This is a genomic window from Haloferax marisrubri (assembly GCF_001469875.2).
GTDB classification, from domain to species: Archaea; Halobacteriota; Halobacteria; order Halobacteriales; family Haloferacaceae; genus Haloferax; species Haloferax marisrubri.
In genome coordinates this window covers 1-20105 of the sequence record NZ_LOPW02000003.1, presented here as the reverse complement: position 1 = coordinate 20105, position 20105 = coordinate 1, and the positions used below count along the sequence as shown (strand labels likewise).

The 20105-nt window shown below is 66.4% G+C and carries 22 protein-coding genes; 14 read left to right on the top strand and 8 right to left on the bottom strand.

Features of this window, described 5'->3' with window-relative positions:
• The first annotated feature begins 62 nt into the window (after nt 1–62).
• The gene (locus AUR65_RS01555; protein WP_058567691.1) at nt 63–446 is read left to right on the top strand and encodes a RidA family protein; all 384 of its coding nucleotides are present in this window, start codon (nt 63–65) and stop codon (nt 444–446) included.
• A 71-nt stretch (nt 447–517) separates the two neighbouring features.
• On the opposite strand, the gene AUR65_RS01550 is transcribed toward AUR65_RS01555, so the two are convergent.
• The 3 genes from AUR65_RS01550 to AUR65_RS01540 form a co-directional block, all read right to left on the bottom strand.
• Nucleotides 518–1567, bottom strand: a complete 1050-nt coding sequence (locus AUR65_RS01550; protein ID WP_058567690.1) for a tyrosine-type recombinase/integrase — start codon at nt 1565–1567, stop codon at nt 518–520.
• On the bottom strand, nt 1557–2003 hold the full coding sequence (locus tag AUR65_RS01545) for a DUF5805 domain-containing protein (RefSeq protein ID WP_058567689.1): 447 nt from the start codon (nt 2001–2003) through the stop codon (nt 1557–1559). The genes AUR65_RS01550 and AUR65_RS01545 overlap by 11 nt, the downstream gene beginning before the upstream one ends.
• Before the next feature lie 1382 nt (nt 2004–3385).
• Nucleotides 3386–4090, bottom strand: a complete 705-nt coding sequence (locus tag AUR65_RS01540; protein WP_058567688.1) for an SOS response-associated peptidase — start codon at nt 4088–4090, stop codon at nt 3386–3388.
• 121 nt (nt 4091–4211) lie between these two features.
• Here AUR65_RS01540 and AUR65_RS01535 point away from each other — a divergent pair, with 121 nt between their 5' ends.
• The 4 genes from AUR65_RS01535 (at nt 4212) to AUR65_RS01520 (ending at nt 7508) form a co-directional block, all read left to right on the top strand.
• The gene (locus AUR65_RS01535; protein ID WP_058567687.1) at nt 4212–4967 is read left to right on the top strand and encodes a ribonuclease H-like domain-containing protein; all 756 of its coding nucleotides are present in this window, start codon (nt 4212–4214) and stop codon (nt 4965–4967) included.
• A 108-nt stretch (nt 4968–5075) separates the two neighbouring features.
• A complete protein-coding gene (locus tag AUR65_RS01530; RefSeq protein WP_058567686.1) occupies nt 5076–5420 on the top strand; it encodes a hypothetical protein in 345 nt (114 codons plus the stop codon).
• A 69-nt stretch (nt 5421–5489) separates the two neighbouring features.
• Nucleotides 5490–6176, top strand: coding sequence for a dolichyl-phosphate hexose transferase (locus tag AUR65_RS01525; protein ID WP_058567685.1), 687 nt, complete (start codon nt 5490–5492; stop codon nt 6174–6176).
• Nucleotides 6177–6329: 153 nt separating this feature from the next.
• Entirely contained in the window at nt 6330–7508 is a 1179-nt protein-coding gene (locus tag AUR65_RS01520) for a DUF3179 domain-containing protein (protein ID WP_058567684.1), read from the top strand.
• A 74-nt stretch (nt 7509–7582) separates the two neighbouring features.
• On the opposite strand, the gene AUR65_RS01515 is transcribed toward AUR65_RS01520, so the two are convergent.
• Nucleotides 7583–7786, bottom strand: coding sequence for a DUF5800 family protein (locus AUR65_RS01515; RefSeq protein ID WP_007274390.1), 204 nt, complete (start codon nt 7784–7786; stop codon nt 7583–7585).
• A gap of 121 nt (nt 7787–7907) precedes the next feature.
• Between AUR65_RS01515 and AUR65_RS01510 the strand changes: the two genes are divergently transcribed.
• The 4 genes from AUR65_RS01510 to AUR65_RS01495 all read left to right on the top strand — a co-directional run bounded on the left by AUR65_RS01510 (nt 7908) and on the right by AUR65_RS01495 (nt 11611).
• On the top strand, nt 7908–8759 hold the full coding sequence (locus tag AUR65_RS01510) for a polymer-forming cytoskeletal protein (protein WP_004976778.1): 852 nt from the start codon (nt 7908–7910) through the stop codon (nt 8757–8759).
• A 101-nt stretch (nt 8760–8860) separates the two neighbouring features.
• A complete protein-coding gene (locus AUR65_RS01505; protein ID WP_058567683.1) occupies nt 8861–9724 on the top strand; it encodes a DUF4349 domain-containing protein in 864 nt (287 codons plus the stop codon).
• A gap of 75 nt (nt 9725–9799) precedes the next feature.
• Nucleotides 9800–10975 (top strand): redox-regulated ATPase YchF, encoded by a 1176-nt coding sequence (locus tag AUR65_RS01500; protein WP_058567682.1) that lies wholly within the window; start codon nt 9800–9802, stop codon nt 10973–10975.
• Between the two features lie 216 nt (nt 10976–11191).
• The gene (locus tag AUR65_RS01495) at nt 11192–11611 is read left to right on the top strand and encodes a DUF5367 family protein (protein ID WP_058567681.1); all 420 of its coding nucleotides are present in this window, start codon (nt 11192–11194) and stop codon (nt 11609–11611) included.
• 132 nt (nt 11612–11743) lie between these two features.
• Here the strand turns inward: AUR65_RS01495 and AUR65_RS01490 are convergent, their stop codons facing one another.
• Both AUR65_RS01490 and AUR65_RS01485 read right to left on the bottom strand, forming a co-directional pair.
• Nucleotides 11744–13312: a Na+/H+ antiporter NhaC family protein gene (locus AUR65_RS01490; RefSeq protein WP_058567680.1), complete on the bottom strand. Its 1569-nt coding sequence runs from the start codon at nt 13310–13312 to the stop codon at nt 11744–11746.
• A gap of 130 nt (nt 13313–13442) precedes the next feature.
• Entirely contained in the window at nt 13443–14564 is a 1122-nt protein-coding gene (locus AUR65_RS01485; RefSeq protein ID WP_058567679.1) for a pyridoxal phosphate-dependent aminotransferase, read from the bottom strand.
• Between the two features lie 256 nt (nt 14565–14820).
• On the opposite strand from AUR65_RS01485, the gene AUR65_RS01480 reads away from it, so the two are divergent.
• The 3 genes from AUR65_RS01480 to AUR65_RS01470 are packed head-to-tail and all read left to right on the top strand — an operon-like array spanning nt 14821 to nt 17533.
• Complete coding sequence (locus tag AUR65_RS01480) at nt 14821–15867, top strand: ABC transporter substrate-binding protein (protein WP_058567678.1); 1047 nt, start codon at nt 14821–14823, stop codon at nt 15865–15867.
• A complete protein-coding gene (locus AUR65_RS01475) occupies nt 15864–16733 on the top strand; it encodes an ABC transporter permease (RefSeq protein ID WP_058567677.1) in 870 nt (289 codons plus the stop codon). The genes AUR65_RS01480 and AUR65_RS01475 overlap by 4 nt, the downstream gene beginning before the upstream one ends.
• A complete protein-coding gene (locus AUR65_RS01470) occupies nt 16721–17533 on the top strand; it encodes an ABC transporter ATP-binding protein (protein ID WP_058567676.1) in 813 nt (270 codons plus the stop codon). The genes AUR65_RS01475 and AUR65_RS01470 overlap by 13 nt, the downstream gene beginning before the upstream one ends.
• Nucleotides 17534–17564: 31 nt before the next feature.
• Here AUR65_RS01470 and AUR65_RS19820 read toward each other — a convergent pair whose 3' ends face one another.
• A complete protein-coding gene (locus AUR65_RS19820) occupies nt 17565–17714 on the bottom strand; it encodes a hypothetical protein (protein WP_004970650.1) in 150 nt (49 codons plus the stop codon).
• A gap of 132 nt (nt 17715–17846) precedes the next feature.
• Here AUR65_RS19820 and AUR65_RS01465 point away from each other — a divergent pair, with 132 nt between their 5' ends.
• Nucleotides 17847–19217: a DEAD/DEAH box helicase gene (locus AUR65_RS01465; RefSeq protein ID WP_058567675.1), complete on the top strand. Its 1371-nt coding sequence runs from the start codon at nt 17847–17849 to the stop codon at nt 19215–19217.
• A gap of 56 nt (nt 19218–19273) precedes the next feature.
• On the opposite strand, the gene AUR65_RS01460 is transcribed toward AUR65_RS01465, so the two are convergent.
• Complete coding sequence (locus AUR65_RS01460; RefSeq protein ID WP_058567674.1) at nt 19274–19666, bottom strand: hypothetical protein; 393 nt, start codon at nt 19664–19666, stop codon at nt 19274–19276.
• A 148-nt stretch (nt 19667–19814) separates the two neighbouring features.
• Between AUR65_RS01460 and AUR65_RS01455 the strand changes: the two genes are divergently transcribed.
• Nucleotides 19815–20105 (top strand): DUF790 family protein (locus AUR65_RS01455; protein WP_146047379.1); only part of this gene is annotated, 291 nt, incomplete at its 3' end.

The following is a 20105-nucleotide window of genomic DNA, read 5'->3' as shown; positions in this document are numbered from 1 at the left end:
GGCCGTCGGTGGGGTAGTACGACCGTGAACCAGATTCGAACGAATCCCACGGAGGAACAGGTATGAACGGCGATGCGGTCCGGTACGAGAGCGACCACTTCAAGGCGACCGCCGGCTACGGCGCCCGAAAGCGGAGCCTGCAACTCGTCTTCTTCGACGCGCAGTATCCCGAACCGGAACAGACGGCGGACGGCCTCCAGTCGGTCGAGAGTCAGACGATGAGCGCGCTCGAACGCGTCGAAGCGGCCGTCGAACGCTCTGGAATCGACCTAGACGACGTGCTTCGAACCACGGTGTACACGACTGACCTCGACCGAATCGACGCCATCGAGTCGGCCTACGACGCCTATTTCGACGCTCGACGGCCGGCGATGACCGTCGTCGGCGTCTCAGAACTCCCGAACGACGCCGCCGTCCAAATCGAGGCGACGGGTGTCAAACGATAGGTCGCGCACCCACAAATTCAATATAGCGAGATACAGTTTATGAGTCGCGTTTCGAACAGCGATTACGCTCCTCAGCGGAGCGAGTAAATGTTCGATTCGTACGTTTCACGCACTCTATCGCCCCAGTTGTGGGTGTACGTGTCGATGATGTCGCCGGCCACGTCGCCGCGGAGGTACTTGACGATACCGCGGTCGCCGGTGCGGTCCCGGAGGTGAGTCGTGAAGAAGTGCCGGAAGTAGTGCGGCGTGACGTTCTCCTCGCGGTCGCCGCCCGACCGGTACCACCCGGCGTCGGCGGCGTGAGAGGTGACGACGTGGTGGACGGCGTCGGGGTCCAGTCGCCGGCCCCAGCCCGAGGCGGTACCGACGAAAAGCGGGTCGGCCGGTGACGGCGAATCCGGGCGAATCGCTAGCCAACGCAGGAGGACGGCCTCCAACTCGTCGTCGACGGGGACGACCGTCGACCGTTTTCGCTTGTTCGAGGCGGTTCGCTCCTCGCCGTTGGTGACGCTCCCGACGCTCGGGTCGGCGGCGACGTAAATCGACGGCCCGCGACCGTCGAGCGCGGCGCGGGTCGATACACCGGCCAATGGTGTATCCGTCGCCAGCGACACGTCCCGAAGGTCGAGGTTGCACAGTTCGCCGACGCGCATCCCGGTCTTGAGGAGGGTGACCACCAGCGCGTGGTCCAGCGGATGGGCGATTCCGCGGACGAACGCCCGCATCTGCGGGACCGAAAGCTCCCGTCGGGCGGGGTTGGTGTCGATGCGCTCGTCCATCTCCTCCATCACGAGGCTCATCGGGTTGGAGTCGAACGCGCCGACCTGCGCCATGTAGGCGTAAAACCGGTGGAGGTAGGAGGCGTACGTCGCCACCGTGCTCGGCGCGACGTCGCGGTTTCGCAGGGTGTGTATCCACGCCATGCAGTCGCGATGGGTCGCGTCGTCGACCGACCGAGCGCTCCCGGAGGGGTTCCGCGAGGGGTCGCCGAGGAACGACTCGAACGCCCGGAGGACGCGCTCGTAGGCGGCGCGGGTCCGGTCGGTCTTCCCGTGATAGGTCATATCCTGCAGGAAGTAGCCGACCGGGTCCTCCGTGTCGGCGGGTCGCTCAGCGGCCATCGCGCTCCGCCAGCGTATAACCGCCGTGTCGCCCGCTGTACACGACTCGGCCGCTCGATTGCAACTCCTGCAGGGTCGATTCGAGGCGGTCTTCGATGTCGTCGGTCAGCGCCGCGACGAGGTCGTCCCACGACCGATGCGAATCGGCCGCGAGCGCCTCGACGATTCGGGCCTCGAACTGGTCGTTATTTTCACCCGAATCTTCCTGATTTGAATCGTCGTTCTGGAGCCCCGTTTTCACCCCTTCAACCCCGGGGGTTGTGGCCGCTTCATCGCCCCTCGACGGAACGTCGAAATCGCGCCGTCCGGCCTGTACCATCGTCCTGACAAACTCGCTCTGACTCATCCCGAGTCGGTCCGCGTGGTCCTTCCAGATGGCCTTCTGGTGGGCCGGGAGGTAGGTTTGCACCGTCGCGCGGTCGGCCTCGTCGCTCATGCACGGGTCGACACGGGGGTCGATATTCAATCTACCGGCACAGTCCAGAATAAGAGAAGTTATCCTGAGCAGTACATGCGGATTTTTGGCGGCGAAACTAAGTTATCCTGAATACTGCAATCGTATTTTCGGCGGTTTGCATGCAGTATTCGGAATATTAGAATTCCTCGGAGAACGACGATTTCGGACGTTTCGAGCGAATCTGAGACTCGACCGATTTTCCGTTGCTTCCAATAGGTCGAATTTTGCACAATTGCTTCTCACTTCTGTGATGGAAACTGATTTTTAGATGGCATTCCTTGCACCGTTCACCCCCGGAGTAACACATGGAAGAACCACTTACACGAGTTTCGTTATTTCACTTCTTATTTTACTGAATTATTATAGAAACGGATACTGCTGGTTTAGATTCTCTTTTATTTCTCTGTATTAATCTGTGAACTTTTTTGACATAATTTCTGACTATCTTCTCGGAAATATATTTGCGAGACGACGCACCATCTGTGTTCTCTCGAACGGATATATTTCGACCAGAGATGACTCGATATTTTCCCGATTATATCCGTCATCGAACGCTGAATATATGTCGTCGGACGGGTCTTCGTTTCGGGACAAATTCGACTGTGATTATGCTGGAGTCACTACGCAGATTTCTCCCGGAGTGTTGTCTGATTCGAACACGCAACCACCGGGGTGACGCCGTTCCGAATTCGCTCGAAGACGAACCCAACCGAGGTCTTTGCCGGCCCGATTCGTTCTCTTTTGACGCCTTCACAGCCCTCGTCTTCGCGGTGAGAACAGTAACTCGGGACGTGCTCCCCATCTACGTGAAGCGGCGCTCGACCGTACTGTGGCCGTTCTGACGGACTCGCGTGAATCCGGGGCTTGGTGGCTTGCTTTCGGTCGGATTCGACGAACCACTCGCTCGGCGACGACGACCGTTCGAGCGAACCACCTCCCCTACCGCCGACTCGTCGAGCTGACCGTCTCGAATTTCGAATGCGACGCCGCACTCCGTCTGCACGACCGGACTCGCGGCCGCGTCCCCGCAACCGCTGTACTTCCGACTGCGATACGAACCACCCGAGCCGCGAGCGCGACGCGGCTGTCGCTCTGTGATACTGACGTAGATCTCAGCACTATCGACTCTTGGAACTCAGACGTTCCGCGTCAGCGTCCTCAGCCATCAACTCTCTCGATATCTCGGTCTCTCTGTCGAGTCGTCGCTTGTCCGATCCGAGACTCGTATATCGCATCTCGCTATACACAATACCGGTTCGCGGGCTCGACCGAGTTTCGGAACATTCGAGGTTCTGTCGAACCCAGCCGATTCGCGTCGAAGTGCCCGAGACGGCCGGAGGCCGACGATTTCACCCGGCGCGCTACGCTTCGACTCGCTCTATCAGTTCGGGGCCGTCGTTGGCGGGGCTGTTCACCCGCGTCGAGACGGGATACGCCGTGAGTTCGTCGTCGGGGTAGGTGTCGAGGAGCGCCGCCGCCTCGTCGGGGTCGCCGTGGAGCCACGTCTCCTCTTCCTCGGGGGCGAGGACGACCGCCATCCGGTGGTGTAACTCCGAGATGAGGTCGTTCGGCTCGGTCGTGACGACGGTGAACGTCTCCAGCGGTTCCTGGTCGCGCGAGGGCCCGCCGCCCCCGAAGTCGCCGAGGCCGGTCTGTTTGGTCGAGGGGGTCCACCGCTCCCAGAGGCCGGCCATGGCGAACGGGCGGTCGTCCTCGAAGGCGACGCGGTAGGGCTGTTTGTCCCCGCCGCGGTCGACCCACTCGTAGAAGCCGTCAGAGGGGACGAGACACCGGCGGGCCTCGTAGGCGTCGGCGAAACTCCGCTTCTCGCGGACGGTCTCCGCGCGGGCGTTGATTCGGTCGTTGCCGACGCTGGCGCTGTCTGCCCACGAGGGGACCAGCCCCCACTTCAGGAAGCGGAACTCCTCGGGCGCGTCGTTGGTCACGACCGGGAGTTCCTGGCCGGGCGCGCAGTTGTACCGCGCCGAAAGCGGGCGCGTCGGCGTCGCGTCGAACCGCGTTTCGAGTTCTTCGGGTGAAGTAAACAGCGTGTAGCGGCCGCACATACCTCCGGCTTCGCGCTCTGCGGGTAAAACGCCCGCGGCGGGGAAGTGCGGAAGCGTTCTGAGAGCGTGGCGGCCGGTCCACGACGACGCATTTAGGGTCGCCGACGCCCCCCTGTCGGACATGCGAATCGAGAACAGCTTCATCCCCGTCCGCGGCGTGGGCGAGCGGACGGAGCGGAACCTCTGGCGGGCCGGGTCGACCCACTGGGACGAGTTCGACGCCTCGCTCGTCGGCGCGAAGACGGGCGACAGAATCGAGACGTTCATCGCCGACGCCGCCGCCCACCTCGACGACGGCAACTCGCGGTTCTTCGACGACTGTTTCCCCTCGGGCGAGCGCTGGCGACTCTACGAGAACTTCCGCGACGAGACGTGCTTTTTCGACATCGAGACGACCGGCCTCTCGCCCGAGCGCGACTCGGTGACGACCGTCTCGTTCTATCAGGACGGCGAGACCACGACGCTCGTCAACGGAGAGGACCTGACTACTGACGCCCTCCGAGAGCAGTTCGCCGACGCGAAACTCATCGCGACGTTCAACGGCGCGCGCTTCGACGTGCCCTTCCTCGAGACCTCGTTCGACGTCTCCATCGACGTGCCGCACGTCGATTTGATGTATCCGTGCCGGACGCTCGACCTCACCGGCGGGCTGAAGCAAATCGAGAAGGACGTCGGTATCGACCGCGACCGCCCGGACATCTCCGGGCGCGACGCCGTCCGCCTCTGGCGCGAGTACGAGCGCGGCGACCAGTCGTCGCTCGACACGCTCGTCTCGTACAACCGCGAGGACGCGGTCAACCTCGAACGCCTCATGGAGACGGTCACCGGCCGCCTCCACGACCGCGCCTGCGAGGGACTCGACACCGAACTCGCCTGAATCGGTCGCCGGGCCGTGTTCGCGGCCGCATTCGGGCGAGCGCCGCCGACCCGAGCGAGCGTGCCGGAACCCCGCGCTTTTTTCATCCCCCGAAGCGACGCGCCGCACATGACCGACGACCCCGACGCCGACCCCGAGGCGGACGAACCCGCCGATTCGACACCACCGTCCGACGACGCGACCGAACCGTCCGACGGCGATGAGCCGGCCGACGCCGCCGCGACCGTCGAAGCGGCGGACGGCGGTACCGACGAGCGCGACAACGGGAACGGCAACGGCGACGAGACCGTCCCGCACGTCGAACTCGACCTTTACGAACTCTCCGTCCGCGTCAGCGGCCAGTCCAGCGACGAACTCGACGACGTGGAGGCGTCGGCGACCCGACTCATGGACTACCTCGTCGACCACGCGAAAGAGCTGGAAGACCAGCCCGACACCCGCGGATTGAGCTAACACCGCCCTCGCACTCCTCGGTTTTGGTAAACCTAAAAGTTCAAGAGCGACCGTCAATAACCCCGTCCAATGACCGAGTACACCTTCGACGACCTCGCGGTCGTGATGGGGACGTACAACGAAGAACAGGCCATCGGGTCCGTGTTGGCCGATATCGACCGGATTACCGACGGGCGCGCCGAGGTCGTCTGCGTGGACGGCTCTGACGACCGAACGCCCGAAATCGCCCGGAAGATGGGCGCGCGCGTCATCGAACAGGAACCGCAGGGGTACGGCGTCGCGGTCGAGGCCGCGGTGCTCGCGCCCGACCGCCCGGTCGTCGTCACCACCGACTGCGACGACACCTATCCGATGGAGTATCTGCCGAAGTTCCTCGACCTCATCAACGACGGCTACGACGTGGTCTCCGGGGACCGAATCACGAAGGGCGCTGAGACGATGCCCCGACTCAACCGCGCGGGGAACATCGCGTTCGCCCGCCTCGCGAGCTTCCTCATGGGCGCGACCGTCCACGACACGACCACCGGGATGCGGGCGTACCGCCGCGAACTCCTCCACGACATCGAGTGGACGGAGAACACCGGACTGTCGGCCGAACTCCTCATCCGCCCCGCGATGCGCGGCTACAAAATCGCCGAGGTTCCCATCCCCTACCGCGAGCGCGCCGGCGAGACGAAACTCGACCCCTTCGCCGGCGGCGCGGCCATCGGGAAGTCCATCGTCAAAGTCTGTCTGGAAGAACGGCTCCGGCTCTGAGCGGGGCGTTCTCGCTCGTTTTTTCGTTTTCTCGTTTTCTCATCCCGTCAGCCGCTCATCTGCGCCGGCTCCTCTCTGAGGTGGCTCCCGACGGTCGTGCGCATCGATACCAAACCGCACATCGCTCATAGGCGGCTCGGTCGAATATCCGGCATGGCCTCGACCACGAACCGCCGTCGGTTCCTCGCGCTCGGCGTCGGTGCCGCCTTGGCCGGCTGTCTCGGGAGCGACCCGCCGGTCGCGGACGACGACGCGGGAGCCGACGACGCGGCCGAGTCCGCCGAACCCACCGAGTCCACCGCGGGCGAGTACTCGGGTCCGTTCGAGCTTCCGGTCCCCGAGGACGAACTGCGCCGAGGCGCGCCGAGAGACGCGATTCCGGCCATCACCGCCCCCGTCTTCGCCGACGACTGGACTGGCTTCGAAGCGGTTGATGCGACGCTCGACGACGGCGACGAGGTAGTCGGTGTCGAACTCGACGGTGTCGCCCGTGCCTACCCGCTTGCAATCCTGAACTGGCACGAAATCGTCAACGACGACTTCGACGGCCGGCCCGTGGTCGTGACCTACTGCCCGCTGTGCGGGAGCGCCGTCGTCGCCGACAGGCTCGCCGGCGGCGAACCGACGTACTTCGGCGTCTCGGGCCTGCTCTGGATGTCCGACCTCGTGATGTACGACGACCGGACGAACTCGCTGTGGAGTCAGGTGCTCGCGACCGCGATTCGCGGGGAACTGACCGGCGAGACGCTGTCGCTCCTCCCCTCGACGATCTCCACGTGGGGCGAGTGGCGGGCGGCCCACCCCGAGACCGAGGTGCTCGTTCCGCCGCCCGTCTCGGGGACGATTCGCGGGCGGCAGACCCGCCGGTACGACGTGAATCCCTACACGAGCTATCAGCAGTCGAGCGACATCGGTATCGGCTTCAACGACGCGGCGGACGACCGACTCCATCCGAAAACGTCGGTCGTCGGCGTCGCCGCCGACGGAGTCGCTCGCGCCTACCCGCTCGACGCGGTCGAACGCGCGGGCGTCGTCAACGACACCGTGGGCGACTTCCCGGTCGTCGTTGCGGCCTCCGCCGAGGGGAGTCTCGTCGCTTACGTCCGCCGGGTCGACAGCGAGACCGTCGCGTTCGACCGCGACGGGTCAGCGCTCGTCGCCGCCGGGTCGCGCTGGAACCTCCTCACCGGCCGAGCGCTCGACGGCCCCCACGAGGGCGCGGTCCTGACCCGAGCAAACGACCGTTCGCCGATGTTCTGGTTCGCGTGGGCCGACTTCAACCCGGAGACGGAGATATACGGGGCAGAGAACGCGACTGGCGAGCAGGAATAGTCGTTCGCGCGGCGAGCGCGCGTGATTCGAGGGCGATACGCGGAGCAACGGAGCTTCGGTCGTTCAGGCGGCGGTTACGACGAGTTCAGGATGTCGCGGACGCGCCGGGGTTCGCCGGAGAGGGCGGGCTCCTTCTCGACGATTTTCAGCACCTCGTGGTCGGTCACGTCGGGGTAGGATTTCCCGATGGCCTCCTCGATGAGGGCCTTTTCGAGGCGGAACTCCGTTCCCTCGTAGACCACGTCTACGCCGTCGTCGTCGAAAGAGAGAATCGTCATACCTCCCCTTGTTTCCCGCGAGTAGTTAAATACACGTCGTCACCGGGAAACCGACTGCCCCCGTCGTGTCTGACGGTTGTCTTGCGGACGGTTTATTACGGCACGGGTGTTGGTTCGGAGCGTGTCACTGGGTACGGACCCGCTCGATGCGCTCGAAATCCCCGACGGGACGACGGTCGAGGAACACGACCTCGTCACCGACGGCGACGTCGTCGTCGGCGGGCAGAGTACCGTCGAGTTCGGCGTCCGCGGGCGGAACGTTCTCGCGGGTGAGCGCGTCACCTTCGGCGGCGACATCGAGGCCGAGGCCGACTGCCGACTCGACATGCTCGACGACGTGGCCGGCAACGTCCTCGTCGGCAACGACGCCTACCTCGGCGAGCGCGTCCACATCGCCGGCCGCCTGATGGTCTCGGGCGACCTCGACATCGGCGACGACGTCGACATCGAAGAGGGGTTCGAGGCCAACGGCTGGATCGTCATCCGCAACCCGATTCCGACGCTCGTGTTCTACTTCATTGTCCTCTCGCAACTCCTTCGACTCGGCGAGGACGAGGCGGCAGACGAACTCGCCGAGACGCTCTCGGGCGAGTCGCCGCACGACCCGCTCGTGATTCCCCGGAACGCCACCGTCTCCGACGACGCGTGGCGCGTCTCGACGCCCGCGCACGTCGGCTCCGACTGCCGCATCCACGGCAACATCCGCGCGAAGTCCATCGACCTCGCCGAGGACAACAACGTCTTCGGGAGCCTCCGCGCCCGCGACGACATCGTCGTCGGGAGCGGGACGCGCATCCACGGCGACGTCACCACCCGAAACGGCGAGGTCCGCATCCACGAGGACGCGCGCGTCCTCGGCGACGTGTCCTGTAACGACCTCGTGCTCGAAGCCGGCGCGCACGTCGACGGCACGATGCGCGCCCGCGGCGAGATGCGCATCCACCGCGACAACCTCCCGCGCGAGGCCGAATAACCGAATCCGACCGAGCGACTGCGACCCCCGTGCGCCGCGATAGCAACAGTCGCCGTTTGTGCTTACCCAACGATTAATCCCTCAGGTGGTAAGTGTCGTCTATGGACAATCGACTGAAACTTCTCTCGGTCGCCCTCCTCGTCCTCCTCGCCGGGTGTACCGGCGGCGCGGCGGACGGCGGTGCCGGTGGAGCGGAGAGCGTCTCGCTCACCGCCGATACCGGTGGCTCCGCCGAGGCCGAACAGGCAGGCGGCGACGACCTCCCGCAGGTCCAGCGACGGGCGGTCATCAAGAACGGCCGGATAGAGCTGACCGTCGACGAGTTCAACGAGTCCCGCGACGCGGTCGAATCGACCGCCGAATCCTACGGCGGCTACGTCAGCGACTCCAACGAGTACGTCAACCGCCGGAGCGGCGGCACCTACCGCTCGGGCCAACTCGTCGTGCGCGTCCCCTCCGAGGACTTCTCGGCGTTCATGACCGACATGAAGGGCCTCGGCGAGGTCGAGCGCGTCGAGACGAACTCCGAGGACGTGACCGACCAACTGGTCGATATCGAAGCGCGGTTGGGCAACCTCCGCGCCCAGCGCGACCGCCTTCGGGAACTCTACGAGTCGGCTAACACGACCGAGGACGTGCTCGCGGTCGAAGAGCGCCTGACCGAGGTCCAGACGGAAATCGAGCGGCTCGAAGCCCAGAAACAGTCGCTCGAAGACCGCGTCGCGCTCTCGACCGTCCGCGTCTCGCTGTCCGAGCGACCGCCCGGCCCGGCGCAGTGGTACGACACGCCGGTCTTACAGGCGTTCTCCGAGTCGGTCAACGGCGCGTTCGTCGCCCTCCGGGCGCTCGTCGTCGCCGTCGCCTACGCGGTCCCGTACCTCGTCGTCTTCGGCGGCCTCCTCGCGATTCTCGGGAGCGGGGTGGTGCTCGCCGGCCGCGCCGCCTTCAGGCGACTGACCGACTGACTCCCCCGGTCTCGCTCGCCGCTCGCGTCCCCTCGCACGCGAGCGTTTTTCCGCGTCCGTCACCATCGTCAAGCCATGCTCTCTCTCGCGTTAGCCGGTAAGCCGAACGCCGGCAAATCGACGTTCTACACGGCCTCGACGCTCGCCGAGGTCGACGTGGCGAACTACCCCTTCACGACTATCGACGCGAACCGCGGCGTCACGCACGCTCGCACCCGCTGTCCCTGTCTCGACCGCGACGAGCGCTGCGGCAACTGCGAGGACGGCATCCGTTACGTCGCCGTCGAACTCGTGGACGTGGCGGGGCTCGTTCCCGGCGCGCACGAGGGTCGCGGCCTCGGCAACCAGTTCCTCGACGAACTGACGAACGCCGACGCCATCGTCAACGTCGTGGACGCCTCCGGGGGGACGAACGCCGAGGGCGAACCCGTCGAGGTGGGGAGTTTCGACCCCGTAGAGGAGGTCGACTTCATCGAGGAGGAACTCGAACAGTGGCTCGCGGGCATCGTCCACAAGAACTGGGAGTCCGTGGTCCGCAAGTCGCGGTCGCCCGACTTCGACATGGACGACGCTCTCTCGGACCTCCTGACGGGCGTCGGCGCGAGCGAGTACGACATCGCCGCCGTCCTGCGGGGCCTCGACTACTCGCCGAATCCCCAAGACTGGGACGACGAGGACCGCGTCGAACTCGCCCGCGCGATTCGCCAGCGGACCAAGCCAATCGTCCTCGTCGCCAACAAGGTCGACATCGCGCCCCCGGAGAACCTCGAACGACTCGCTGACACCGGAAAGCCCGTCATCGCCGCGACCGCGGACGGCGAACTCGCCCTTCGACGGGCCCGCGAGGCGGGCATCATCGACTACCATCCCGGCGACGACGACTTCGAACTCGTCGGCGACGTGAGCGGCGCACAGGAGAAGGGCCTCGAACGCATCCGCGACCTGATGGGCGAACACGGCGGCACCGGCACGCAGGAGGCCATCGACACCGCGGTCTACGACGTGCTCGACCGAATCACGGTCTACCCGGTCCAAAACGAGTCCAAGTGGACCGACGGCACGGGGAACGTCCTCCCCGACGCCTTCCTCCTCCCGCGGGGGTCGACGCCGCGGGACCTCGCGTACGCGGTCCACTCCGACATCGGCGACGGCTACCTCCACGCGGTCGACGCGCGAGCGAAGCGCCGCATCGCCGAGGACCACGAACTCGAAGAGGGCGACGTCATCAAAATCGTCTCGACGGCGAAGTAACTGTCAGCAAATCGTCTTTTCCGCCGGATTTCGTTGTTTCTCATAGGTCAGAAATTCGTCTGCCACGCCACACGTAAACTGAATTTCGCTATACAGAATTGGGGTGTGGGCGCAAGTCGTGGGTTCACCGAGAGAGTGCCGATCACAGGAGTCGGAGCCGTCGCTATCGACGCGGCCGGCACGAACGCTGATACGCTTTGCCCGCGTACGAGAGGCATGACAATCAGTTCACAGGTCTCCGAGGCCGACGCTCGTCGGCTCCCGCTGTCGGAGACGCGGGTGCTTCTCGGCGTCGGACTGGCGATCGCCCTCGTCGCCGGACTCGTCTTCCGCGTCGTCGGCCAACTCGTGTTAGTGCCCTCCCGGCCGTTTGTCACGGCCGCGGTGTTCGCGCTGACGGTGCCCGTCATGTGGGCGCTCGCGGTCGGCATCTTCCGGTGGCGCGGGCTCTCCGGCGGCGCGAAACGCGAGGCCGCGGCGTTGCTCGTCGTCCCCGGCATGCTCGTCGACGCGGTTTCGACGGCGCTGTTCTCGGTCGTCTACCCGAACATGGGCCTCGAAGCCGCGGGGCTCTTCGGCGGACTGTTGCTCTTGGCGTACGCGACGGTGCTGGTCGCGGGGTTCGTCGGTCGGTGACCCATTCGGGCTGACGCTTCCATCGTCGAACCGCCGCTCGGCGACGGTGCGGCTCTCCTTTCTTCTCTCCTCCTCAGCTACGCGCGACGACGCGAAAAATAGGGCGCGAAGCGGCGGTCCGATTCCGACTCGTCAGTCGGAGTCCGACGAGGAACCGAAGGCGGTCGGGACGCTCACGTCGGCGTGTTGCGAGAGGTAGTACGCGAGCGCGAACAGCGCGACGACGCCGACGCCGAGGAGCGCCAGCGAGCCTACGCCGTAGCCGCTGGCGAGGAACAGCCCCGTCGCGACGGCGCCGCAGAGGACGGCGTACGGAATCTGCGTGTTCACGTGGTCGACGTGGTCCGCGCCGGCGAACATCGACGAGAGGACGGTCGTGTCGCTGATGGGCGAACAGTGGTCACCGAACAGCGAGCCGGTGAGAATCGCCCCGATGGCACCGGGAAGCGGCGCGCCGAGCTGGTAGGCCAGCGGCACCGCGACGGGGAACATTATTCCCATCGTTCCCCACGACGTGCCGATGGAGAACGAGATGATGGCAGCGGCGAGGAAGACCACCGCGGGCAGGAGTTCGGGCGTGATGACGCCCTGTGCAACGCTGACGACGAACGGACCGACGCCGAGCGCCTCGCTGACGCTCCCGATGGTCCACGCCAGCGAGAGGACGGCCACGGGGAACATGACCATCTTGAACCCCTCGAAGATGGCGTCGCTGACGGCTTCGAGTTCGACGCGGGCGTGGCCGACGAGGACGGCGAGCAGCAGCGCGCACGCCGAGAAGACGCCCCAGAGGATGGCGTCGGCCGTGGCCGCGTCCTTCAGCGCCTCGACGGGTACCTGCCCGGGCCAGCCGCCGGAGTACAGCAGGCCGAAGCCGGTGACGGCGACGAGCGTGACGATGGGCGCGGCGAAGTACCACCAGCGCGAATCGACGTGGTCGGGCGTGACGATGTCCTCCTCGCGCGTCTCGATGAGGGGGTCGGCGTCGTCGCCGAGGACCTTCCCCTCTTGTTTCGCGCGGCGCTCGGCGCGCTTCATCGGTCCGAAGTCCCAGTCCATCACGACGAGGATGAACACGAGGACGACCGCGAGCAGGCTGTAGAAGCGGAACGGAATGCTCTGGAGGAACACCACGAAGGCGCTCTGGTCGATGCCGAGCGAGGCGAACTGCTCGCGGATGAGGCCGACCTCGAAGCCGACCCACGTCGAGACGACGGCGACGCTCACCACGGGCGAGGTGGTCGAATCGAGCAGGTACGCGAGCTTCTCGCGGCTGATGTCGAACTTGTCGGTGATGGGCCGCATCACCGACCCCGTAATCATCGTGCTCGCGTAGGAGTCGACGAAGATGAGCATCCCGAGGACGCTCGTCCCCAACGCGGCCTGTTTCCGGGTCTTGATGCGGGCGATGATGCGCTGTGCGAGCGCGTTCATCCCGCCCGAGAGGAATATCATCCCGAGCATCGCGCCCGAGAGGAACGTAAACAGGAGGAGTTTGCTGTTGAACGACTCGGTCACGTTGTTGATGACCAACTGGAGGGAGTACGCCACCCCGCCGATGGGGTTCCATCCAACCAAGATGGTCGCACCGATCCAGATGCCGGTGAAAAGCGAGAGGAGCACCTGCCGGCTGACCAGCGTCAGCACGATTGCGAAGAGCGCCGGCAGCAGGCTGATGACTCCCTGCGTCTCTGCGGGCATGACAAACGTTTCGTCACCGGCTTTCGAGTTTAAGGGTTTTCAACTCGAACGCCGAGAATACGACATCTCGGATGTCGCCCGTTGCCGTGGTTCGGTCGCCGAATCGAACGCTGGCGGGCGTGTGAGAACCTCAGACGACCGCGTCGTACGCCTCGCCCATTATCTCGATGGCCTCGCGGAGCGACTCGGTGTCGGTCGCGTACGACAGGCGGGCGTAGCCGTGGCCGTGTTCGCCGAACGCCTCGCCGGGGACGATAATCACGCCGCGGTCGATGCACTCGTCGACGAAGCCCTCGGGCACCTCGGGCATGACGTAGAACGCGCCGCCCGGCGACGGGACGGTGAGGCCGATGTCCTCCAGCCCCTCGACCACGAGGTCGCGGCGCTCGCGGAACGTCTCGGTCATCTCCTCGATGCGGTCCTGCGGGCCGCTGAGCGCGGCCTCGGCCGCAAACTGCGCCGGCGCGGAGGCGCACGCCTGCACGTACTGGTGGACGCGGAGCATGCGCTCGACCCGGCGGGTGGAGCCGTACACCCACCCGAGCCGCCAGCCGGTCATCGAAAAGAGCTTCGAGGCCGAGTTGACGACGACGACGTTGTCGGTCTCGGCGAACTCGATGGGCGAGCGGTGTTCGCCCTCGAAGACGGTGTACTCGTACACCTCGTCGGAGATGCAGAGCACGTCGTGTTCGTCGGCGATGCGGGCGAACTCGGCGATGTCGTCGGGCGGCGACACCGCGCCCGTCGGGTTACCGGGGCTGTTGACGACGAACGCCGCGGTGTCCTCGGTGATGGCCTCTTCGACCGCCGCGGGGTCGAGCGTCAGGTCGTCGCGGAGCGGGACCGGTACCGGTTCGCCGCCGGCGAGTTTGGTGAGCGCGTCGTAGGAGACGAAGCCGGGGTCGGGGATGATGACCTCGTCGCCCTCGTTCACGTGCGCCTCGATGGCGATGTGGAGCGCCTCGCTCCCCCCGGCCGTGGCGATGACGTCGTCGGGGTCGAGGTCGACGCCCTGGTCGCGGCGGTGCTTCTCGGCGATGGCCTCGCGCAGGCTCGGGAGTCCCTTGTTCCCCGTGTAACCGTCGGCCTCGCCGGCCTCGATGGCCTCGACGGCCGCCCGTCGGGCGTGGTCCGGGGCCGGGAAGTCAGGCTGGCCCAGTCCGAGGTTGATAGCGTCTTCGCCAGCCGCCTCGAACACCTTGCGAATGCCGCTGATGGAGATGCGCTCCACCCGGTCGGAGAAGTGCGTCATATCCTATCCCGCGTCGCCGTTCGGGATAGTTCTTCCCACGCACGGTCGCGACCCACCCGTTGAATCCGTGACGTGAACGCCGGCGTTTCCCGGGTTTTTCTGCCGCTATCTGGGAGAGAGAAATTCAGGAAAACCGACCGTCCAACCTCCGGTTACGGCCATAGAACGGGAATCGACCAGTTTCACCGCGTCATCTACCGCGTCTATCGTTACCGGGTACGCGCCCGGAATAAGGCGCTGATTCGTAACGAGGGCAATGACAGAGGCACCACGCTCGACTTCGATTAGCCGTAGACGATTCCTGCAGGGCTCCGGCCTCGCCGCGACCGCCGGCCTCGCGGGTTGTCTCGGCGGGTCCGGCGGGAGCGGGCTGGACGAACTCAACGTCGCCTACATGCCCATCTACCCGGACATGCAGTACTTCGTGATGGAAGAAGAGGGGCTGTTCGACGAGCTTTCGGTCTCGGTCTCGGGCAAGAAGTTCTCCGACGGCCCGAGCATCGTGCAGGCGTCGGCGACGGGCGACTTCGACGTGATGATGTTCGGCATCGTCCCGGCGATGATTGTCATGGACAAGGGCATCCCCGCGAAGATTACCGCGGCGAACATCAAGAACGCGATGCAGATTCTCGCCACCGACGACTTCGCCGCCCTGTGGGAGGAACACGGCAAAGACGCCTTCGCCGAGTTCGAGGCCCAAGAGGGCCGCAAGTTCACCTTCGGAACCTTCCCGCCGGGGTCGGTCCCGGACATCCTGCTCCGCTACTGGATTCAGAACACGCTCGGCCTCGACCCCGAGGAGGACGTGAACATCAAGGGCCTCGGCGGCGCGGCCGCCGTCCAGCAGGCGCTCCTCTCGAACAACGTCGACGGCACGAGCATCATGGAGCCCGTGCCGACGGTCATCGATGCCAACGACGCGCCGTTCCAGTCCATCGCGTGGGCGGGCGACTTCATGCCCGGCCAGCCCGCGGCGGTCACGCTCATGCACGACCGCCTCCGGCAGGACAACCGCGACCTCGCCACGGAGTTCGTCGAACTCCACCGGCAGGCGACGAACTTCGTCGCCGACAACCCCGACACGGCCGCCCAGCACGCGAGTTCGGTCATCGGCGAGAGCGCGCTCCCGGTCGAGACCGCCCGCGCGGCGCTCGACTCGCCCGCGTCGGACTTCATCACCGACCCCCACGACATCGAAGGCGGCGCTGAAATCTTCGCCGACTACGCCCAGACGCTCGGGAAGACCGAAGCGCAGTTGACCGTCGACGAGATGTTCGACTACGGCATCTACGACTCGCTATGAGCAACGACGAAGTCGGCACCGGCGTCACCCTCTCGGAGACCGAGGCGGACGAGCGACTGCTCGACCGACTCGCGGGCTTCTCGTCGGAACAGACGTGGCTCGCGGTCGCCGGCTTCGCGGGCTTTCTCGCCGTCTGGTACGTCGCCGCGCTGTTCCAGCCGACGTATCTCCTCCCCTCGCCCGTCGAGGTACTGGCGGCGTTCGTCGTCGAACTCACCGCCCCGGCCTCGCTGTCGATTCCCTTCACCGGCGCAGAACTCCCGGCGACGAGGCTCCTCGTCAAATTAGTCCAGAGCCTCTACCACTACGTGCCGGGCCTGCTCATCGGGACGTCGCTCGGCGTTTTCGCGGGCGTCGCCATGGGCTGGAACACTCGTGTCGACAGCGTCTTCACGCCCGTCTCGCGCCTGCTCCGGCCGATTCCGCCGCTGGCGTGGATTGGCTTCGCCGTCATCTGGCTCGGCGTCAACCATCAGGGCGCGACGTTCATCGTCGCCATCGGTTCCTTCTGGATTAACTTCTACAGCGCCTACGGCGGCGTCGAGGGCGTCTCGGAGGACCTCAAGGAGGTCGCCGCGACCCTCGGCGTCGACGACGACTGGACGATGATTCGGAAGGTCGTCATTCCGGCGGCCAGCCCCTCCATCATGACCGGCATCCGGACGAGCATCGGCCAGTGTTGGATGATTGTCGTCGCCGCCGAACTCATCGTCGGCGTCGGCGTCGGCTACGAGATTCTCAACACGGCGCAGAACCTCGCGATGGACGTGTCGGTCGCCTACATGCTCGTCATCAGCATCGTCTTCCTCGTGAGTGACGGCCTGTTCCGCCGGGTCGAACGGCGGGTTCTGGAGTGGAGAGCATGAGCGGCGACGCGAACGCGGGCGCGGGAACGACCTCGGCCGCGACCGATTCCGACGACACCGCGAAGGTCAGCGTCGATTCGCTCGGCAAGACCTACGCGTCCGACCGGCGGACGGTCGAGGCGCTGTCGGACGTGGAGTTCGCCGTCGAGGACGGCGAGTTCGTCTGTATCGTCGGCCCGTCGGGGTGCGGCAAGACGACGCTGTTCCGCATCATCGCCGGTCTCGAAGACGCCACGTCGGGCGCGGTCACCCTCGACGGCTCGCCTGTCACCGGCCCCGGCACCGACCGGGGGATGGTGTTCCAAGAGTACGGGCTGTTCCCGTGGCGGACCGTCAGGGAGAACGTCGCCTTCGGGCTCGAAGAACAGGGCGTCGAGGGGCCGGCGCGCTCGGAACGCGTGACGGAGATGCTCGAACTCGTCGGCCTCGACGGCTTCGCCGACGCCTATCCCAAAGAGCTGTCCGGCGGGATGAAACAGCGCGTCGGCATCGCTCGCGCGCTCGCTGTCGACCCCGAACTCCTCCTCATGGACGAACCGTTCGGCGCGGTCGACGCGCAGACCCGCGACATGCTCCACGGCGAACTGCTCGACATCTGGACGGAGACGGACAAGACGGTGCTCTTCGTCACCCACGACGTGGAGGAGGCGGTCACGCTCGCAGACCGCGTGGTCGTCATGGCCGCCAATCCGGGTCGCGTCCGCGAAATCGTCTCGGTCGATATCGACCGCCCGCGCGAGCGGACCGAAAGCGAGTTCGCGGCGTACGTCGAGCGGATTCGCGGGCTCATCGGGGAGTAATCCGGCTTCTACGCGCCCGATTCTCGCGTCTCTACTCCCGCGCCTCTCGCAACTCGTCGATGTGCGCGTCGATGACCGACAGCGTCGCGTCGGCGTCGACGTAGCCCTTCTCGTACTCCTTCATCGCGCTGTTGTAGTCGCTGAGGAACTGTGCGACCGCGTCGTCGAGGTCGTCGCTCATACACGTCCGTAGCCCCGCCATCGGATTTGAACCTTCGGCCCGCGGACGGCGGGACCGGAACCCCGCGGCACTCCGGCCCCGCCGTCCAGCGGGACCGTCGATTTATCACCGCGCCCCGCCAACGCGCCGGTAGTGACGACCCTCCGATTCGAGGACGGCACCGTTCACGTCGGCACCGACGACTCTGACACCGACGCCGACGTTCGGGCCGCCCTCGCCGACGTGGCGAGCGTCGAGGCCGACCCCCGAAGCGGCGGCTATCGCGCCCCCGCGATGCGATACGCCGCGATTCGGGACGCGCTTAACTCGGCCGGCGTCGGCTACGACGACCGGGTCGCGGCCGCTCTCGACGCTTCCCTCTCGCTTTCGACGACCTACGACCTCCGCGACTACCAGCGCGCCGCCCTCGACGCGTGGCTCGACGCGGGCGGTCGCGGCGTCGTGGAGCTACCGACCGGCGCGGGCAAGACGGTGCTCGCCGTCGCCGCGATGGTCGCCCGCTCGGTGCCGACGCTCGTCGTCGTGCCGACCATCGATTTACAGGACCAGTGGATACGCGAACTCGAAACCGAGTTCGACGTGCCGGTCGGCCGATTCGGCGGCGGCGAGCAGACGCAGGAGGCCATCACGGTCTCGACGTACGACTCGGCGTACCTCCGCGCCGACGACGTGGGCGGCGACTTCGGCCTCGCCGTCTTCGACGAGGTGCACCACCTCGGCGGCGAGGGATACCAGGACATCCCCAGATTCCTCGCCGCGCCCGCTCGCCTCGGCCTGACGGCGACGTTCGAGCGCCCCGACGGCGCACACGAGCGCGTCGAGGAACTCGTCGGCCCGCGGGCGTACCGCCTCGACGTGGACGACTTGGCGGGCGACCACCTCGCCGACTACGAGGTCCGCCGAATCGAGGTGGAACTGACGGCCGACGAGCGCGAGACGTACGACGAGGCACAGGAGACGTTCGTGAACTACCTGCGCACCTCGGGGCTGTCGATGCAGTCGGGCAGCGACTACCAGAAACTCGTGATGCGCTCGGGGAACGACCCGAGAGCGCGGGAGGCGCTCCTCGCCAAACAGCGCGCTCGCGACGTGATGATGAACTCCGAGGCGAAGGTGGACAAACTGGCGCGACTGCTCGCGCGACACCGCGAGGACCGCGTCATCGTCTTCACCGCCTCGACCGACCTCGTCTACCGCATCTCGCGGCGCTTCCTCGTCCCGCCGATAACCAACGAAACCGGGACGAAAGAGCGCCGCGAAATCCTCGACCGCTTCCGCGACGGCACTTACGACACCGTCGTCGCGGCCAACGTGCTCGACGAGGGCGTGGACGTGCCCGACGCGAACGTCGGCATCCTCCTCTCCGGGTCGGGGTCGGAACGCGAGTTCACCCAGCGACTCGGCCGCATCCTCCGGCCGAAAGCCGACGGCTCGACCGCGACGCTCTACGAACTCGTGAGCGTCGAGACGGCGGAAGAACGGGTGGCGGCCCGGCGTCGCTGACGCGGGACGGTGTCGGCGAGCGAGGCCGTGAGGCGGCGAGGCGACCGCCTTCGACCTCAGACCAGCGAGACGTTCAAGTCGCCGTTGTTGAGGAAGGCGTCGTACTCGAAGTCGAACTCGATTGCGAAATCGGCGCTTCCGGCGGCCGGAACAGCGAGTTCCTGCGACCGCGTCGACTCCTCGCCGCGGACGGCGACGCGGGCCTCGACCGTGGCGATTCGCTCGGCACCGCTGTCGTTGACGACCGTCCCGAAGACGCGGAGACGGCCGTCGTCGGTCGCCTCGAAGTCGACCTCGGAGATGCGGACCGGGGGCACCTCGGTGGTCTCGCGCGGCTCCCCCGCCGGTGCCTCGGGCGGGTTTCGCGGCCCCGTCGCGCCCGGTAGCGACCCGAGACAGCCGGACGACAGGCCGACCGCGACCAGTCCGAGGAGGCGTCGTCGCTCCATACGGTGGCGTCCGCCGCGGGCGCAATGAACCTTGTCGTCCGCGTCGTCTCCGGCTCTCGGTTTCCGGTCGCCCGACTGCCGCCCCCCGATACCTCCGTTGCCTCCGCCGCCCGAGTCGTTTTTGTCCCGCGGCCACCTCGTGGCGAGCGTGCTGACGAAGGACCTGCTTCGCGTGTCGCGGGCGGGCGGCGGCTACCATCCGCAGTTCGCCGACCGGGGGGACCGCCCGCTGGCCGCGAAGGCAATCGGCGTCTTCCGGCGACACGTCGGCGACGCGCGGGCCGACCTCGACGACGCCCTCGCCGACCTCGAAGCCGAGGCCGACGACTTCAAACTCGCCCGTGGCTTCGCGTCGCTCCTCGACCGCGAGGCGGTCTTCGAGACGGCGGCCCCCCTGCCGCCGGCCCGCGCCCGCCGCGCCGCGTTCGAGGCCGCGATG

What these genes read in the sequence shown, in the direction of transcription:
- AUR65_RS01555 (WP_058567691.1), top strand. Translation starts at nt 63, where the DNA reads ATGAACGGCGATGCGGTCCGGTACGAGAGCGACCACTTCAAGGCGACC.
- AUR65_RS01550 (WP_058567690.1), bottom strand. Translation starts at nt 1,567, where the DNA reads ATGGCCGCTGAGCGACCCGCCGACACGGAGGACCCGGTCGGCTACTTC.
- AUR65_RS01545 (WP_058567689.1), bottom strand. Translation starts at nt 2,003, where the DNA reads ATGAGCGACGAGGCCGACCGCGCGACGGTGCAAACCTACCTCCCGGCC.
- AUR65_RS01540 (WP_058567688.1), bottom strand. Translation starts at nt 4,090, where the DNA reads ATGTGCGGCCGCTACACGCTGTTTACTTCACCCGAAGAACTCGAAACG.
- AUR65_RS01535 (WP_058567687.1), top strand. Translation starts at nt 4,212, where the DNA reads ATGCGAATCGAGAACAGCTTCATCCCCGTCCGCGGCGTGGGCGAGCGG.
- AUR65_RS01530 (WP_058567686.1), top strand. Translation starts at nt 5,076, where the DNA reads ATGACCGACGACCCCGACGCCGACCCCGAGGCGGACGAACCCGCCGAT.
- AUR65_RS01525 (WP_058567685.1), top strand. Translation starts at nt 5,490, where the DNA reads ATGACCGAGTACACCTTCGACGACCTCGCGGTCGTGATGGGGACGTAC.
- AUR65_RS01520 (WP_058567684.1), top strand. Translation starts at nt 6,330, where the DNA reads ATGGCCTCGACCACGAACCGCCGTCGGTTCCTCGCGCTCGGCGTCGGT.
- AUR65_RS01515 (WP_007274390.1), bottom strand. Translation starts at nt 7,786, where the DNA reads ATGACGATTCTCTCTTTCGACGACGACGGCGTAGACGTGGTCTACGAG.
- AUR65_RS01505 (WP_058567683.1), top strand. Translation starts at nt 8,861, where the DNA reads ATGGACAATCGACTGAAACTTCTCTCGGTCGCCCTCCTCGTCCTCCTC.
- AUR65_RS01500 (WP_058567682.1), top strand. Translation starts at nt 9,800, where the DNA reads ATGCTCTCTCTCGCGTTAGCCGGTAAGCCGAACGCCGGCAAATCGACG.
- AUR65_RS01495 (WP_058567681.1), top strand. Translation starts at nt 11,192, where the DNA reads ATGACAATCAGTTCACAGGTCTCCGAGGCCGACGCTCGTCGGCTCCCG.
- AUR65_RS01490 (WP_058567680.1), bottom strand. Translation starts at nt 13,312, where the DNA reads ATGCCCGCAGAGACGCAGGGAGTCATCAGCCTGCTGCCGGCGCTCTTC.
- AUR65_RS01485 (WP_058567679.1), bottom strand. Translation starts at nt 14,564, where the DNA reads ATGACGCACTTCTCCGACCGGGTGGAGCGCATCTCCATCAGCGGCATT.
- AUR65_RS01480 (WP_058567678.1), top strand. Translation starts at nt 14,821, where the DNA reads ATGACAGAGGCACCACGCTCGACTTCGATTAGCCGTAGACGATTCCTG.
- AUR65_RS01475 (WP_058567677.1), top strand. Translation starts at nt 15,864, where the DNA reads ATGAGCAACGACGAAGTCGGCACCGGCGTCACCCTCTCGGAGACCGAG.
- AUR65_RS19820 (WP_004970650.1), bottom strand. Translation starts at nt 17,714, where the DNA reads ATGAGCGACGACCTCGACGACGCGGTCGCACAGTTCCTCAGCGACTAC.
- AUR65_RS01460 (WP_058567674.1), bottom strand. Translation starts at nt 19,666, where the DNA reads ATGGAGCGACGACGCCTCCTCGGACTGGTCGCGGTCGGCCTGTCGTCC.